This window comes from Streptomyces zaehneri (assembly GCF_032248645.1).
GTDB classification, from domain to species: domain Bacteria; phylum Actinomycetota; class Actinomycetes; order Streptomycetales; family Streptomycetaceae; genus Streptomyces; species Streptomyces coriariae.
In genome coordinates this window covers 143625-158539 of the sequence record NZ_JASTTJ010000014.1, presented here as the reverse complement: position 1 = coordinate 158539, position 14915 = coordinate 143625, and the positions used below count along the sequence as shown (strand labels likewise).

General features: G+C 70.6%; 15 protein-coding genes. 8 read left to right on the top strand and 7 right to left on the bottom strand.

The window, feature by feature from the left end:
• The first annotated feature begins 22 nt into the window (after window positions 1–22).
• Together QQM72_RS23440 and QQM72_RS23435 are read left to right on the top strand one after the other, a co-directional pair.
• Window positions 23–397: a TraR/DksA family transcriptional regulator gene (locus QQM72_RS23440; RefSeq protein WP_314222832.1), complete on the top strand. Its 375-nt coding sequence runs from the start codon at window positions 23–25 to the stop codon at window positions 395–397.
• A complete protein-coding gene (locus QQM72_RS23435) occupies window positions 394–1218 on the top strand; it encodes a hypothetical protein (RefSeq protein WP_314222831.1) in 825 nt (274 codons plus the stop codon). Before QQM72_RS23440 ends, QQM72_RS23435 begins: the two co-directional genes overlap by 4 nt.
• Window positions 1219–1853: 635 nt before the next feature.
• Here QQM72_RS23435 and QQM72_RS23430 read toward each other — a convergent pair.
• The 5 genes from QQM72_RS23430 to QQM72_RS23410 all read right to left on the bottom strand — a co-directional run bounded on the left by QQM72_RS23430 (window position 1854) and on the right by QQM72_RS23410 (window position 4694).
• On the bottom strand, window positions 1854–2183 hold the full coding sequence (locus QQM72_RS23430; RefSeq protein WP_314222830.1) for a WhiB family transcriptional regulator: 330 nt from the start codon (window positions 2181–2183) through the stop codon (window positions 1854–1856).
• A gap of 313 nt (window positions 2184–2496) precedes the next feature.
• Entirely contained in the window at window positions 2497–3141 is a 645-nt protein-coding gene (locus QQM72_RS23425) for a dihydrofolate reductase family protein (protein ID WP_314222829.1), read from the bottom strand.
• Window positions 3142–3320: 179 nt separating this feature from the next.
• Window positions 3321–3668 carry a hypothetical protein gene (locus QQM72_RS23420; protein WP_314222828.1) on the bottom strand — a complete coding sequence of 116 codons (348 nt, stop codon included), beginning with the start codon at window positions 3666–3668 and terminating at the stop codon, window positions 3321–3323.
• A gap of 439 nt (window positions 3669–4107) precedes the next feature.
• Complete coding sequence (locus QQM72_RS23415; RefSeq protein ID WP_314222827.1) at window positions 4108–4491, bottom strand: hypothetical protein; 384 nt, start codon at window positions 4489–4491, stop codon at window positions 4108–4110.
• Entirely contained in the window at window positions 4488–4694 is a 207-nt protein-coding gene (locus tag QQM72_RS23410; protein WP_142268318.1) for a hypothetical protein, read from the bottom strand. The genes QQM72_RS23415 and QQM72_RS23410 overlap by 4 nt, the downstream gene beginning before the upstream one ends.
• 303 nt (window positions 4695–4997) lie before the next feature.
• On the opposite strand from QQM72_RS23410, the gene QQM72_RS23405 reads away from it, so the two are divergent.
• Entirely contained in the window at window positions 4998–5765 is a 768-nt protein-coding gene (locus QQM72_RS23405; protein WP_314222826.1) for a hypothetical protein, read from the top strand.
• Between the two features lie 257 nt (window positions 5766–6022).
• Here QQM72_RS23405 and QQM72_RS23400 read toward each other — a convergent pair whose 3' ends face one another.
• A complete protein-coding gene (locus QQM72_RS23400; protein WP_314222825.1) occupies window positions 6023–6745 on the bottom strand; it encodes a hypothetical protein in 723 nt (240 codons plus the stop codon).
• Between the two features lie 7 nt (window positions 6746–6752).
• On the opposite strand from QQM72_RS23400, the gene QQM72_RS23395 reads away from it, so the two are divergent.
• From QQM72_RS23395 to QQM72_RS23385, 3 genes are all read left to right on the top strand, one after another.
• Window positions 6753–6911 (top strand): hypothetical protein, encoded by a 159-nt coding sequence (locus QQM72_RS23395; RefSeq protein WP_314222824.1) that lies wholly within the window; start codon window positions 6753–6755, stop codon window positions 6909–6911.
• Between the two features lie 270 nt (window positions 6912–7181).
• On the top strand, window positions 7182–8702 hold the full coding sequence (locus QQM72_RS23390) for a catalase (protein WP_314222823.1): 1521 nt from the start codon (window positions 7182–7184) through the stop codon (window positions 8700–8702).
• 270 nt (window positions 8703–8972) lie between these two features.
• Window positions 8973–9305 carry a putative quinol monooxygenase gene (locus tag QQM72_RS23385; RefSeq protein WP_314222822.1) on the top strand — a complete coding sequence of 111 codons (333 nt, stop codon included), beginning with the start codon at window positions 8973–8975 and terminating at the stop codon, window positions 9303–9305.
• 359 nt (window positions 9306–9664) lie between these two features.
• Here QQM72_RS23385 and QQM72_RS23380 read toward each other — a convergent pair whose 3' ends face one another.
• The gene (locus QQM72_RS23380) at window positions 9665–10234 is read right to left on the bottom strand and encodes a hypothetical protein (RefSeq protein ID WP_314222821.1); all 570 of its coding nucleotides are present in this window, start codon (window positions 10232–10234) and stop codon (window positions 9665–9667) included.
• Between the two features lie 312 nt (window positions 10235–10546).
• Here QQM72_RS23380 and QQM72_RS23375 point away from each other — a divergent pair, with 312 nt between their 5' ends.
• Window positions 10547–11551, top strand: a complete 1005-nt coding sequence (locus tag QQM72_RS23375) for a LacI family DNA-binding transcriptional regulator (protein ID WP_314222820.1) — start codon at window positions 10547–10549, stop codon at window positions 11549–11551.
• 297 nt (window positions 11552–11848) lie between these two features.
• Complete coding sequence (locus tag QQM72_RS23370; protein ID WP_314222819.1) at window positions 11849–14818, top strand: glycoside hydrolase family 2 TIM barrel-domain containing protein; 2970 nt, start codon at window positions 11849–11851, stop codon at window positions 14816–14818.
• Window positions 14819–14915: the final 97 nt, after the last annotated feature.

Genomic DNA, 14915 nt, shown 5'->3' with positions numbered 1-14915 from the left:
CCCGCCCTGCCCAGGGGGTGAATTGGTGAACCACCAGATCATCGACGACCGCAACACGGCTCTGTCGATCGAGGACCTCGCCGCACTGCGCGAGAACCTGCACGAGCAACGCCTGTTCCGCCGGGAACAGTTGGAGCAGCTCTCAGCCGCCGCCACGACCCGCGCCGACGCCTGTCCCGACCGACACGCAGCCGCCCGGACCGAGGTCCGCGTCAAGCTCGCCGCCTCCGCCCGGATGGTCCTCGCCGATGTCGAAGCCGCCCTCGCGCGGATGGATCAGGGCAGCTTCGGCACCTGCCACCTGTGCCGCAGGCCCATCGCCCGCGCACGACTGATGATCGTGCCGCAGGCGCGCTACTGCACCCGCTGCCAACACGTCAGGGAGGCCGGACGGTGACCACCCCACTCGGGCCCGGCTCCTTGATCGCCCAGCACCGCTCGTGGCCCTGGTGCCGGCAGTGCTCGGGCATCGCCCTCGACCTGGGCAGCGCCCGCACCCGTGCCTGGACGTCCGGGCGGCGAAGGATTCTCGACGTGCCCACGGTCACCTTCCCGGGCGCCGGCGCCACGTACCCCATCCAGCGCGGCACCATCGTCGACACCCCCGGAACCGCCCGGATGCTCCACCGGCTGCTCGGCCACCGGCTGCCCCGCATCGGCCGCCCCTTGCTCATCCTGACCACGCCCGCACTGGGGGGAGTCGCCTACCGGGAGGAAGCCCGCACCGCGGTCGAGGTCCTGCGGCCGCACACGGTCCTGACCGTCCCCGCCGCGCGCGCCGTGGCCGTCGCCGCGGACGCCGACCTCACCCGTCCCCTGCTCGTCGTGGACCTCGGCGCCCACCTCACCGAGGTCACGCTCCTGGCCGACGGCGCGGTGACCGACGCCCGCCACACCGCGCTGGGCACCAGCGACCTGGACAGCCTCACCCCGCCTACGCAGATCACCGATGCGGTCGCCGCCATGGTGACCGCCATGCTGGAGCAGGACCACACCTCCCAGACGCTCGACGCCCTCCAGCGCGGCGCCCTCCTCGCCGGCGGGGGCGCACTGCGGCCCGACATCGCCTACCGCCTCACCGACCGGCTGCACGCTCCCGTCCAGCCCGTCCCCGCTCCGCACACCGCCGCAGTCCGCGGCGCCGCCCGCCTCCTCCAGGCCGCGCACGCCCACCCCTCCACCACCGCCTGGAGCGGAAGGACCGAAAAGGCTCAGTGACTTTCCGCGGCGCGAGCGACGCCTTCGCAATCCGGGCCGCGGGCCGTGACTGTCGTCTCGAAGGGGACGGTGCCCATCATGCGGTCTCGGCACCGCCCGCCTGCACAACCTCGCGCTGACCGGGTGACCGATGCGGAGGCCGCCCAACTCCTGTTGTCGGTATGACAGCCGGGAGGGATGCGAGACAGCAGGATGTCGCGCAGTAATCGCAGTGCGGCGCGAGCAGGCGTGCCGCAGACTTCCCGGGTGATCGTTCTGCAACCCGTCCTGGAGATCCACGCCTCTGACGGCTTCACTCTCTGGCCTGTCGCGGAGTCCGCGCCGTACGGCTTCCTGCCACTCAGCGGCGCACACGATCCTGCCGAGGTCGGCACAGCCATGATGCGCATTGCCGACTGCAACAACATCGACCCTGAGGAGGATGGTCGCCCGCCGCGGCCCGCCGGCCCACTCGAAGGCTTCCTGCACGGACTGCTCACCATGGACGACCTCTTCGCATCGGGCGGCCTGCGGATCACTGACACCGCCACCGGCACCACGCTCCTGCCGGGCTGCTGCAACGGGCTGGACGAGGGGCGCGAGTGGTCGGATGCGTCGGGAGCGGCCCTCAGGGCTCGATGGGGTCAGTTTGATCTTTACGGGACAGCCCTTGTAGGCGGCTGCCCCGCCTCGTCACCGTGGCGCCCGAGCGGGGAAGTCGGCTCTCTCGTCGCGCGTCGTATGCTGCGGCGCTGGGCAGCCGTCGTCGCGCCCCAGATCCCGTCGTCTTCGCCGTGCTCGACGGCCCAGTCGCGGCAGTCGATGAGTACAGCGCAGCGGCGGCATACCGCTCGGGCCAGTGAGGCTTCCGTGCCAGGGGCTGCGAGGTCCGAGAGAGGGAAGAAGATCTCGGGATCCTCTCCGACGCACGCAGCTTGATCGCGCCAGTCGGAAGTTGCCGGGTGTTCGCAACATGGGTCGGTCATGGTGCACCTCCCAAGGCTGCCTGAGGGCAGGGCGAGCGATGGCCGCGGCGCATGACTGTGCCGCGGACCCGGCAGAGGTTCCGAGCATCTTAGATGCTTATGTCTTATTTGCGATAGAGGGTCGGCCGCGTGAGCGGTGAGCGCCGTCCGGCGTGGTCCCCTCGTCCGGTGCGGTCCTCGAATCCCGCGATCCGAATCCTGAGCAAGGACCCGTGTGCGGGGGGGAACTCCTCGGGGGTCCGCGGCGAGAAGGGCATCCGCTGGTGCGGACGCCCCCTCGCGGCCGCGGCCTGAACTCAAGGGTGCCCTCGCGTCACCTTCGCCAGAACAGGTGGTGCGTCACGCCACTCGGGCTGGGCACGACCTCCAGGTGGAACCGGTCGAGCAACTCATCGGGGGACTCCCAGAGGCGCAGGCCGGACCCGAGCTTTACCGGCGAGACCGCCACATGCATGGTGTCGACGAGGCCGGCATCGAGGAACTGCCGGATGGTGGTGACCCCGCCACCGAGCCGGACGTCCTTGCCCTGCGCCGCTTCCCGCGCCCGTTCGAGGACCGTGGCCGGGCTGGCGTCGACGAAGTGGAACGTGGTGTCGGAGAGCGTGAACGAAGGACGCGTGTGGTGGGTCATGACGTACACCGGCGTCCGGAACGGGGGCTCCTCCCCCCACCAGCCGCGCCACTCATGGTTCTGCCACGGCCCGCGCTGGGGCCCGAACTTGTTGCGGCCCATGATCTCGGCGCCGATGTTGCGCGCGAAGTCCCGAGTGAAGTAGTCGTCGAGGCCCCTGCTCCCGCCGGGATCCGTGCGCATGGGCCAGCTCGCCGTGGCTCCGGCCCAGGCGAACAGCCTCTCGGGATGATCCTGGCCGAACGGCCGTTCGAGACTCTGGTGCTCGCCGGCACCGATTCCGTCACTTGAGACGTTGAAGTTCATGACTCTCAGCAGTTGATCCACGTGTGTCCTCGTCCGTCCTGTCCCGTCATCGTGTGGCGATGCGCCCCACATCATCACGTCGAACGGGACGTGGCCGGATCGACAGCGGCCCGCAACCTTTCTCCAAGGCGTGTCAGAACACGGTCCAGGCTTCGCACCGGACGTCACCGCCAACCCGGCGAACCTACGCGGTCAGAGCGCTAGAGCTGGAGCAGTCGTCGGGTGATCTCCCGGTACTGCCTCAGCGCGTGCCGGAGCTCGTCGGACGGAGTTGCGGAGTCCTGATCCTCCCAGGCGGCACGCAGGGAGCGCCGCCGTTCCGCGAGGGCTTCCACGAGTTGGGCGGCGGCCTCGTCGTAGGCGCCCTCCGCCTCCTCCAGAGCCTCGCGCGGGGTGTCGGTGAAGGTGTTGAGAGCGTGCCCGAGGCGTACGGCGATCTTGTCCCGATCGCCCAACGGGAGCAGCGGCTCCGGCCCCGGGGTGCGGCGCTCGGCGGGGCTCCCGGTGTGCCCCGCGGGCTGCTGGGCGCGTGTTTGGTCGTACATCATCAGATGCCGCTTCCGTTCCGCCCGAAGGCGCTCTTGGTCTTCTCGACGGCTTGCTTCAGACTTCTGGCGAACCGGGTTCATCCTGCCCGGCTGTGGCTGCGGCTGCGGTCGAATTCGCTGTACGGGGTGACCTGGGCCAAGCCTTCGACGGTCCTGTCCTTCGTCGTCTGCGCCGTGGCTCCGATGGGCCGGGCAACGGTCATGGCCGCCTCGCTGTTGTCCGGTACATGGTCCCCGCGACGTCCGGGTGAGGCGGGCGGGCGGAACGCGTCACCCGTGTTTCGTAGCGGCCTGCCCCTGTGCCGTGCTGCCAGTCAACGTCCGGCGTGGGCGGGTGTCAACGGGGTCACCATACGATCCGGGCCGCCGCGCGGTGACCTCGGCCGTGCCGTTCGCACCAAGGCCGAGGGGCCCTTCTGCGCGGTTCGTTTCCAGCGCCTCACTCGATACGCCAGGACTCCAGGCGCTGCGCGATGGCGCGTAGATCGGCCTCCTGCGCGCGGACCGATCGAGCGAGCTCGTACAGTTCGTCGTCCTTGGCCTGGAGGGGCTGACCGGAGACGTGCATGTACTGGCTCGCGCAGGCCCAGCCGATCACCAGGTTGTAGTCCGTGAAGGGGCGCAGCAGCAGCGCGGTGTGCAGGAATGTCGCGGCCCGGGAGCCGATCTCCTCGTAGTAGAGGACGCCACGCTCCCGCTCGAACTTGTGCCGGTCGGCCATGATCGCCAGAGTGCCCCAGTCCGCGATGGGCACGTTGAGCGGGGAGATCGCCGACTGGATCTGCAGGACCCAGCCGACGTCGACGCGGATGACCGGGCTCACCGCTGTCCCTCAGGGAAGCGGGCGGCGACGCCGGGCAGGATCCGGGCGGCTTCGGCGACCGCGCCTTCGACGAAGGAGATCCGGTCGGCTTCCTCCACCGTCACGTCGTGTACGTGCTGCTTCAGGCTCCGACCTGTCAGAGCGGCCCGCTCTCGCAGCCGTGCCATCTCTTCTTCGCTGAATTCCACGTTGAGTGCAGGCATGGATTCAAGGTACCGCCATTGGTACCGCACGCGGTACCCGGCTGGGCGGGCAGGCCAGGGTCGTACCGTCGGCGCAGATGCCACCGGCTGAAGCAGGAGAGCCGGCCGGGCGTCGCTGAGGCGGCAGACGCTTCGTAGCCGTAGCCGTAGCCGTAGCCGTAGCCGTAGCCGTAGCCGTAGCCGGCCGGCGGAGGCCACCCCGGCCGCGCCGCACCCTGCACTGAGTACGCCTACTCATGCCTGCCTGCATCGGGGCGGCGACGATGGGCTGGTTGTGCGGAACGTACGAACGGGAGGCGGGGTATGGGCAGGTTCCTGGGGGTGTCGGCAGCCGTCGTCGCGACGGCTGCGGCGTTGGTCTTCGCATACGTGGCAGGTGCGCCGCCCGCGGTGCTGTTCGCCGTCGGGGCGGGGGTGCTGAGCCTTCTGTGGCTGATGCTCCTTCTCACGCTGCCCTGGAACCTCTACTTCCGTGCGCACGCGGTGCTCGCCGAGATCGCGGTGAGCCGGGAGAAGGGCATGGAGGTCTCCCGGGCGCGGGACTCCGAGGCCGCGCGGATCGCCCGCACGATGCTCCGGACGGCGATCGCGGGTCATGTCCTGACGGTGGCGGTCGTCCTCTCCGTGACCTGGGCTACGGGCGAGTTCACGGGCTACTGGTTCGCGGCGTTCTTCCTGCTGAGCACCTTCTTCCGGCCGGCCGGCGCGTACTTCGGCCAGCTCAGGCGGCGCCTGGGCACGCTCCTGAAGGACGTCACGTATCCGCGGGACGACGTCGTCGAGGTGCGGGCCCGGGTGGACCGCGCCGAGGCCGGGACGCGGGCCCTGGAGGAGAAGGCGGAGGAACAGTACAAGGCCCTCGCCGAACTGCGCCGCACGGTGGACGCGCTGGCCATGAGCACGTACGAGCGGGCCGAGGAGGTGGACCGCCGAATCGCCGCGCTGGGTCGGGAGTTCGAGTCCACGGTGAACCGTCTCACGGACAATCAGGACATCATCGCGGGCGTGAAGGCGTTCCTGCGCCTGCTGCGTACCACCGACCTGGCGGACAGCGCCCCGACCTCCGGGTGACAGGGCGCTGATGGCTCGAGGCGCGGCAGCGCCCCCCGGCCGCGGGCGCAGACTCTGTGCGGCCCGCTAGAGACCCGTGGGTCGGCTGTCCAGCGCGGCTCGTCATCCAGCCGTATGCCGTATGCCAGGGGCCAGGGGCCAGGGGCCAGGGGCCAGGGGCCAGGAGACGGGAGCGATGGAACGGGAGCCAGGTGGCGGGATCCAGGTGGCGGGATCCGGGGGGGGCGGGAGCCAGGGGGGCGGGCCGTGCTCCGGCATCACGTGCTCGCACGGCCGCCGAGGAAGGCACGCCGGGCCGTCGGTGCGGCGCCCCACCGCTTGAGAACGCCTGCGGGCTGGCTGACAGTGGGATGCATGAGCCGCCACCGAAGTCCGCCACGCAGGGCGCCGTGGATCGTGGGTGGGGCAGCCGTCCTTGTGGCCGGTGGCCTGGGTATCTGGGGGCTGACGGCGTCGGACGGCGGTACCCCTGAACCGGCCCCGTCGGTCTCCAGCGCCTTGTCCTTGCCCACGCTCGACCCGCTGCCGTCCCTGACGGCCGAGCCGGAGACCTCCAGTACGGCGCGTCCCAGCCCCACGAAAACCCGGGCCGCCCCCTCCACGGCGACCGCCGGGCACCCCACGCGCCCCAGCGACCATGGGACGGCCGGCCGCACCCCTTCCCCCTCGCGGCCTTCGGCCGTGCCGACGAGGACGTCGGCGCCGGTTCGGTCCGAGGCACCTGCACGGTCACCACGGCCATCGCTCACTTCGATGGCACAGCCGCGCCCAACGGCAACGGCAACGGCAACGGCAACGGAAATGGCAAGGACAGCGCCGACGCCGACGCCGACGTCGACGCCGTCCGTGTCCGGGCCGTCCGCGCCGTCCGTGTCCGCATCGTCTTCGGTGCCGTCCGTGTCCGCACCGCCTTCGACCCCGGTGCCCGCACTGCCACCGACGGCCGAAAGCAGCCCGGCGCCGGCGACGATTTGGTACACGTCTGCCGTGGCTCAGGCCGCTGCTCAGCGCATGGCCACCTCGGGGACGGTGGGTGACCCGGCGTGCTCCATGTCGGCGCTGGGCAACCCCGACCCGAAGCTGGTGCCGCAGGCCGACCGCATCGGTATCGGTACATATGGCCAGTACTGGTGCCTGATCTGGTAGTGATCGCAAGTGAGGCCGACCGGAGCGATCGGGCCGGGAACCGCACCCCGGCCGCTCTCCTCGCGGTGGGGACGTTTACCGCGGCCGCTGCGGGTCACGCGGCTGACGGAGAGCGAAAGGGCGCCACCAGGATCCGCTGAGGACGATTCGAGCGTGTCCGTGCGGCCCGAGCCGGGGCAGGGAGCGCCCCACCCACTGCGCTGGGCGGACGTCCTGGCTTCAGCACCGGACCGGCCCGCTCGTCGCGGCCGCGATACGAAAGGCAGACGCATGACGGAGATCCGACCCGCCACCACGACCGACTCGGGCGCCCCGGTGGAGAGTGACGAACATTCGCTCACCGTGGGGCCCGGGGGACCGATCCTGTTGCAGGACGCCTATCTGGTCGAGCAGATGGCGCAGTTCAACCGGGAGCGGATCCCCGAGCGCCAGCCACACGCCAAGGGAAGCGGGGCTTTCGGCCGCTTCGAGGTGACGCACGACGTCAGCGCGTACACCAAGGCAGCCGTGTTCCAGCCGGGTACCCGTACCGAACTGGTCACTCGCTTCTCGACCGTGGCCGGCGAGCGCGGCAGCCCGGACACCTGGCGTGACCCGCGCGGCTTCGCGGTGAAGTTCTACACCAGCGAAGGCAACTACGACATGGTCGGCAACAACACGCCGGTGTTCTTCGTGAAGGACCCGATGAAGTTCCAGCACTTCATCCGCTCGCAGAAGCGCCGCGCCGACAACAACCTGCGCGACCACGACATGCAGTGGGACTTCTGGACCCTCTCCCCGGAGTCCGCCCACCAGGTCACCTGGCTGATGGGAGACCGCGGCATCCCGCGGACCTGGCGCCACATGAACGGCTACACCTCACACACCTATATGTGGATCAACGCCGAGGGCGAGCGGTTCTGGGTGAAATACCACTTCAAGACAGATCAGGGAGTCGAGTGCTTCACCCAGCACGAGGCCGACCAGATGGCCGCGGTGGACACGGACTACCACACGCGTGATCTCTTCGAGCACATCCGGGACGGTGACTTCCCCAGCTGGACCCTGCACGTGCAGGTGATGCCGTACGGGGACGCGGCGGGCTATCGATTTAACCCCTTCGATCTCACCAAGGTGTGGCCGCACGGAGACTACCCGCTCATCCCCGTCGGCCGCATGACGCTCGACCGCAATCCCACCGACAACCACGCAGAGATCGAGCAGGCGGCCTTCCAGCCCAACAACCTGGTTCCCGGCATCGGGCCGAGCCCGGACCGGATGCTCCTGGCCCGGCTGTTCTCGTACGCGGACGCGCACCGCTACCGCATCGGTGCCAATTACCAGCAGCTTCCCGTGAACGCACCCGTCGTCGACGTCCACACGTACTCGAAGGACGGGGCGATGGCCTACCGCAAGACGACCGATCCGGTCTACGCGCCGAACTCCAAGGGAGGGCCCGAGGCCGATACCGCCCGCTACGGCAGCCCGCCCAGCTGGGAGGCCGACGGCGAGATCACCCGTAGCGCCTATGTCTCCCACCCGGAGGACGACGACTGGGGACAGCCCGGCACCATGGTGCGTGAGGTTCTCGACGACGACGCCCGCGATCGCCTCGTCGACAACGTCGTAGGGCATCTCCTCAACGGTGTCAGCGAGCCTGTCCTCGAGCGTGCCTTCGCGTACTGGTCGAACATCGACGAGTCCATCGGCAAGCGCATCGCGGACGGTGTCCGAGCCAAGGCCGACGAGAAGGATCCGAAGGCCGCCGAACAGGGCAATCCCGCACGACGGGCCATGCTGCACAAGGCGTGAGGCTCACTCGGCACCGCCAGGTCGCGCCCGAGCCCCCGTACGAGTCGGCCGCCGACGCTCGGCGGTATGCCGGCTTCGCGCAGGGAAGGCGACACCCGCCTCGCCGACGGCCGACGCGAAGCCCTCCGTCGGCGAGCGTCGTGCGCAGACGGCTCGTCGGCGAGGGACGGGCGCTCGGAGGTGGCATGGTCAGTTCCGACGAGGCCGCCGACCGCCCGGCGAGGGGTGCCGCCACCCCCGAGGGCCGTCCACGAATCCCCAGGAAAGCTCATGATCTTCATCACCGCCCGGTTCCGTGTCCTTCCCCGGCACGCGGACGACTGGCCCGACATCACCCGAGGCTTCACCCTCGCCACGCGCGACGAGCCCGGGTGTCTGTGGTTCGACTGGTCGCGCAGCGTCGACGACCCTGCCGAGTACGTGCTGACCGAGGCGTTCCGCGACGACGAGGCCGGCTCGGCCCACGTCTCCTCCGAGCACTTCGTCGCGGCCTGCGCCGAGCTGCCGTCGTACCTCGCCGAGACCCCCAGGATCGTGAACGTGACCGTCCCGGAGAACGACTGGTCCCTGCTCGGTGAAATGGCGGTGAAGGACGAGGGCTGACGCATCCGGCCCGGCGGGGTCGGTCAGACCCGGGTGACGCTGAACTCGGGGTCGAAGTCCTGCTGAACCGGTCGACCGTCACGGTGTGGATCTGGGCGTCCGCGGGGTCCCAGTAGCGGACCGCGTCGGGCTGGCCGGGGGCTTTACCGATCGCCAGGGCGACCACGAAGTGGTGGTCGATGGCAACGGCCGCGGGGAACATCTGGCGGAGCTTGTTGCCGTCCCGGTCGGGGGAGTACCAGCGCGCGGGCAGACGCAGTGTCGGCGCGGGGCGGGTGCTTCGGCGTGCTCGCACGTCTGATCGCAGCCGCAGCCGCAGCCGCAGCCGCCGACGCACCCGCCAGGAGGACGGCGACGGCTCAGGAGACGGCTACCACCACGTTGAACCACGGGGTGCTGACCGACCTCAGCGGCGAGTCCAGCTTCTGGAGGTTGAGGCGGTAGGTGCCGGCCGGCAGCACCCCGCCGCCGGGCAGCGGCCCCAGGGGCAGGTAGCGCCCGTTGGCCGCGCCGGCTCGGTTGTACGTCCACACGCCCGCCGAGGTGTGCATGATCGTGTAAGCCCCCCTGCTCAGCGAGGGGTTGACGGCGGACCGCCGGGTCGCCTGCAGGGCGAAGGAGGCGCCCGCGTACGACGGTACGCGCGCGGGCCGGGTGAGGGTGAAGCTGAAGTACCGGTTGGAGTATCCGGCGCCGGACGTGAGCGGCGGGCAGTTGACCGCGACCACGGTCCGCCCGGTCACGTTCCCGAGGGAGACGGGATTGCTGTAGGAGCCCGAGCCGAACAGCCGACGGCAGTCGTACTGGTAGGTCGCCGCCGAGGCCGGCGGAGCGGCCGCCAGCGCCGACGCGGCGACGGTGACGACGGCGGCCGCGACGACGCCCGCCCGGCGTGTCAGCCGTCCGAGCGTCCTGTCGGTCAGTGTCATGAGCAGTCTCCCCCTCTGCGGGCCCGGGGTCCCGGACCGTGGTGAACAGCGGATCCGGCGCCGAATCTAGGGCCGCCGTCAGCCGCCCGTCGGGTGGTGACCGATGCACGGACGGAAGAGATCACCGATGACGGTACGTGGGAGTAACGGCGCACCGGGAGACACGGGTTGATCGTGTGTGCCCTCCCGCAACCCGGCACAGGCGGCACGCGGCCCGCGAGCGGACCCGGCTTCGTTCGGGCCTTCGTGACGTGCATACTCGGGCTCTGCGCACGCACCGGCGTTCGCGAGCAGAGAAGAAGGAGGTGGGCGATGGTGTCGACACCGGGGGCCGAGCCCCGGAAGATCACGATCAACGACGTCGCCAGGTCCGCCGGAGTGTCCCGACAGACCGTGTCGCGGGCGCTCAACGACAAGGGCGAGATCGACGGCGACACCAAGCAGCGCGTGCTCGACGCGGCGCGCGCGCTCGGCTACCGCCCGAGCCGATTCGCCCGGGGACTGGTCCGCCAGGACACCATGACCATCGGGCTGGTCATCCCCGACCTGCTCAACCCCTTCTTCACCGAGGTCGCCGCCGGCGCCCTGGAGGCGGCCAGGTCCCGAGGGTGGCACGTGGTCGTGTACGCCACGGCGGACCGGGCGGACGAGGAACGCGGCACACTTCAGGTGATCACCTCGCAGGTGGACGCGGTCATCGGCTACTTCAGCTGCTCCGAGAGCGAGCTGGAGTCGTACACCCGGGGCATGCCGGTGGTGCTCATCGGGCGTGAGGGCCGCAGCACGCGGTTCAGCTCGATCCGGATCGACGGCGAGCAGGGCGTCCGTGCCGCGGTCGCGCACCTGGTCGCGGAGGGACACACCCGCATCGGCATGCTGGACCACCGGACCCGCGCCGCGCCCAGCATCCGGCACGACTGGTTCACGGCGGCGGCGCGGGAGCACGGGCTCGACGCCGGCCCGGTGGTCGATGCCGACCAGACGGCCGACGGGGGAGGGGAGGCGCTCAGGGCCCTGCTCGCCGCTCGCCCCGAGGTCACCGCGGTCTTCACCTTCAACGACCTCATCGCCGTCGGCGCACTCCGTGAGGCACGCAGGCTCGGCCGCAGCGTCCCGCGGGATCTGGCGGTGATCGGCTTCGACGGCCTCCAGCTCGGAGCCCTCGTCGAACCCCCGCTGTCCAGCGTCGCCCTCGACACGCGAAGGCTCGGAGCACTCGCCATCGAGCAGCTCGCCCGCCTGCTGTCGGGGCTGGGCACGTCGGAGGCCGACGACCTGGTCGTCCACGCGGAGCTGCACCTCAGCGGATCGGGCTGACGTTAGGACCTGACGTCAAAGCCTGACGTCATGGACGGCCGTCCGCCTCGAATGTATTGACATGGCTCGGCGCCCGAGCGCAGACTTCCGAACATTCCACCCCACACTTCGAGAATCATCCGCAGGAACCCTCAAAGCAGTCCCGTGAGCGCTCCCGTGAACGATCCCGTGAACGTTCACGGGATCGTTCACGGGAGCGCTCACGGAAGAGTCGGAATGCCGCTCAGCAGGCCGGCCGCCAGCCGGTCGCCGGCGGCCCCCGGATCCCGTTCGTCACCAAGAAGGAGTCGTGACCTCTTGCTCTCCGAGATCTCCCCCCAAGTTTCGGACACCGCACCGGGCCGTGGTGCGCTCCGCCCGGCGCGCTCGTGGCTGCACTCGGACGCGCCCGCCCGCTCGCTGAACGGGCCCTGGCGATTCCGGCTGTCACCCACGGCGTCCGTGGCGGAGGACTTCGCGGCCGAGGACTTCGACGACCGGAGCTGGGAAGACCTGCCCGTGCCCTCCCACTGGGTGCTCGAAGGCGACGGGGCCCACGGCCGTCCGATCTACACGAACGTCCAGTTCCCGTTCCCCATCGACCCGCCGCACGTCCCGGACGAGAACCCCACCGGCGACCACCGCCGCCACTTCGACCTGCCCGCCGACTGGGTGGACGCCGAGCGTGTCGTGCTGCGGTTCGACGGTGTCGAGTCGCTCTTCCGGGTCTGGGTCAACGGGGCGGAGATCGGCAGTGCCGCCGGCAGCCGGCTCGCCCACGAATTCGACGTGACGTCCGCGGTCCGCCCGGGCGACAACATCGTCGCCGTACGGGTGTACCAGTGGTCGGCGGCCAGTTACGTCGAGGACCAGGACCAGTGGTGGCTGCCGGGCATCTTCCGCGACGTCACCCTGATCGCCCGGCCCGCCGGCGGCCTGGAGGACGTGTGGCTGCGGACCGGGTTCGCCGACGGGCACGGCAGGATCGACGCGGAGATCACCGCCGAGCCGACGGCCTACCCGGTCACCCTGCGCATCCCCGAACTCGGCATCGAGCGCACCTGGTCCGACCCGGCCGAGGTGACCGCCTTCGACATCGCCGACGTGGAACCCTGGTCGGCCGAGCGGCCGCGCCTGTACGACGTGACCGTGTCGACGGCCGCCGAGACCGTCACCCTGCGGGCGGGCTTCCGCACGGTGGAGATCCGTGGCGACCGGTTCCTCGTCAACGGACGCCGCGTCGTGTTCCACGGCGTGAACCGCCACGAGACCCATCCGCTGCGCGGCCGTGTCTTCGACGAGGAGCACGCCCGCGAGGACCTGGCCCGCATGAAGCGGTTCAACGTGAACGCGATCCGCACCAGCCACTACCCGCCGCACCCGCGCCTGCTCGACCTCGCCGACGAACTCGGATTCTGGGTCGTCCTCGAATGCGACCTCGAGACGCACGGCTTCGAAAAGGTGGACTGGGCCGGTAATCCCAGCGACGACCCGACCTGGCGCGCGGCGTACCTCGACCGCATCGAGCGCACCGTCGAACGCGACAAGAACCACCCCAGCATCGTCATCTGGTCGCTCGGCAACGAGGCGGGCACCGGCAGCAACCTCGCCGCCATGTCGGCGTGGGTCCACGCCCGCGACGCCGAACGCCCCGTGCACTACGAGGGCGACTACACCGGCGAGTACACCGACGTCTACTCACGCATGTACGCCTCGGTCCTGGAGACCGAGCAGATCGGCACCGACGGATCCCGCTCCCCGCTGCTCGGGTGCACCCCCGCCCAGGGCGCCCGGCAGCGCACCAAGCCGTTCCTGCTCTGCGAGTACGCGCACGCCATGGGCAACGGGCCGGGGGCCTTCGACCAGTACGAGGCGCTGGTCCACCGGTACCCGCGGCTGCACGGCGGTTTCGTCTGGGAGTGGCGCGACCACGGCATCTCGACCACCACCGAGGACGGGACGCCGTACTACGGGTACGGCGGCGACTTCGGGGAGGTCGTACACGACGGCAACTTCGTCATGGACGGCATGCTGTTGAGCGACGACGTCCCGACGCCGAGCCTTCACGAGTTCAAGGCCGTCGTCCAGCCGATCCGCTTCGCCTTCGACGGCGACAAGGTGACGATCGCCAATCTGCGGCACACCGCCGACACGTCCGACCTGCGCTTTCGCTGGCGTGTCGAGCACGACGGCACGCCCGTCGACTCCGGATACCTGGACGTCCCGGAGGTCGTGGCGGGCGACTCGGGCCGGGTTTCGCTGCCGAGGATCCCGGTGGCGCCGGACGCCGAGACCTGGCTCACCGTCGAGGCGGTGCTGGCGGCCGCGACCGCGTGGGCAGGCGAAGGGCACGTGGTCGCGGCCGCGCAACTGGACCGCTCGCTTCACCGCCCCGTGCGGGCTGTGCGCGCCCGGACCGGTTGGAAGCCCGGCGACGCGACGCTGACGCTGGGCCGCGCCGAGTTCGTCGACGGATTCCTCACGCGCCTCGGCGGCCGCGAGGTGACCGGCCCGCGACTGGAACTGTTCCGTGCGCCGACCGACAACGACGAAGGCGCGTGGGGCGACGTCGCGGAGAGCGACGCGAACATCGCCGGGGTGTCCAACGCCGAGCTGTGGCGGCGCGACGGCCTCGACCGGCTGACCACGCGCCGGGTGTCGGTGGAGCGCACCACCGGGGCCCTGCGCACGGTCGACAAGGTCTCCGCGGCGAACTCCGGATCGTGGGTGATGGTCGAGTCCGTCTGGTCGCTGGAGGGCGACGAGGTGGAGCTGCGGGTGGAGATCGAGCCGTCGCGCGGCTGGCACACGGTGTGGCCGCGGATCGGGATCCGTTTCGACCTGCCCGACGGTGACGCTCCCGTCGACGGCGCCGAGTGGTTCGGCCTCGGCCCGCTCGAGTCCTACCCCGACAGCCTGCGTGCGGCACGCACGGGCCGCTTCTCCGCCACGGTCCGCGACCTGGCGGTCGACTACGCACGTCCCCAGGAAACCGGACACCGCTCCGCGCTGCGCCGCTTGACGCTGACGAGCGCCGACACCGAAGTGCTGCGCATCGAGGCGCTCCCCGACACACGCGGGCGCCGCCCCGGCTTCACCCTCAGCCGGCACACCCCTCAGGAGATCGCCCGAGCGGCACATCCGTTCGAACTGCCGAGTTCGACGACGAGCCATCTGATCGTCGACGCCGCCCAACACGGGCTCGGCTCGCGCGCGTGTGGCCCGGACGTGTCGCCCGAGTACGCCCTGCGCCCGGAATCCCGCACGATCAGGCTGCGCATCACCTGATCCGCCGCCAGGGCCCGCGCCGCGCGCGCCGCACGGAGGATTTCGCGCGGCGCCTGCGGCGCAGGCCCTGGCGCGTCGCCCCTCCCGCACGACCGAC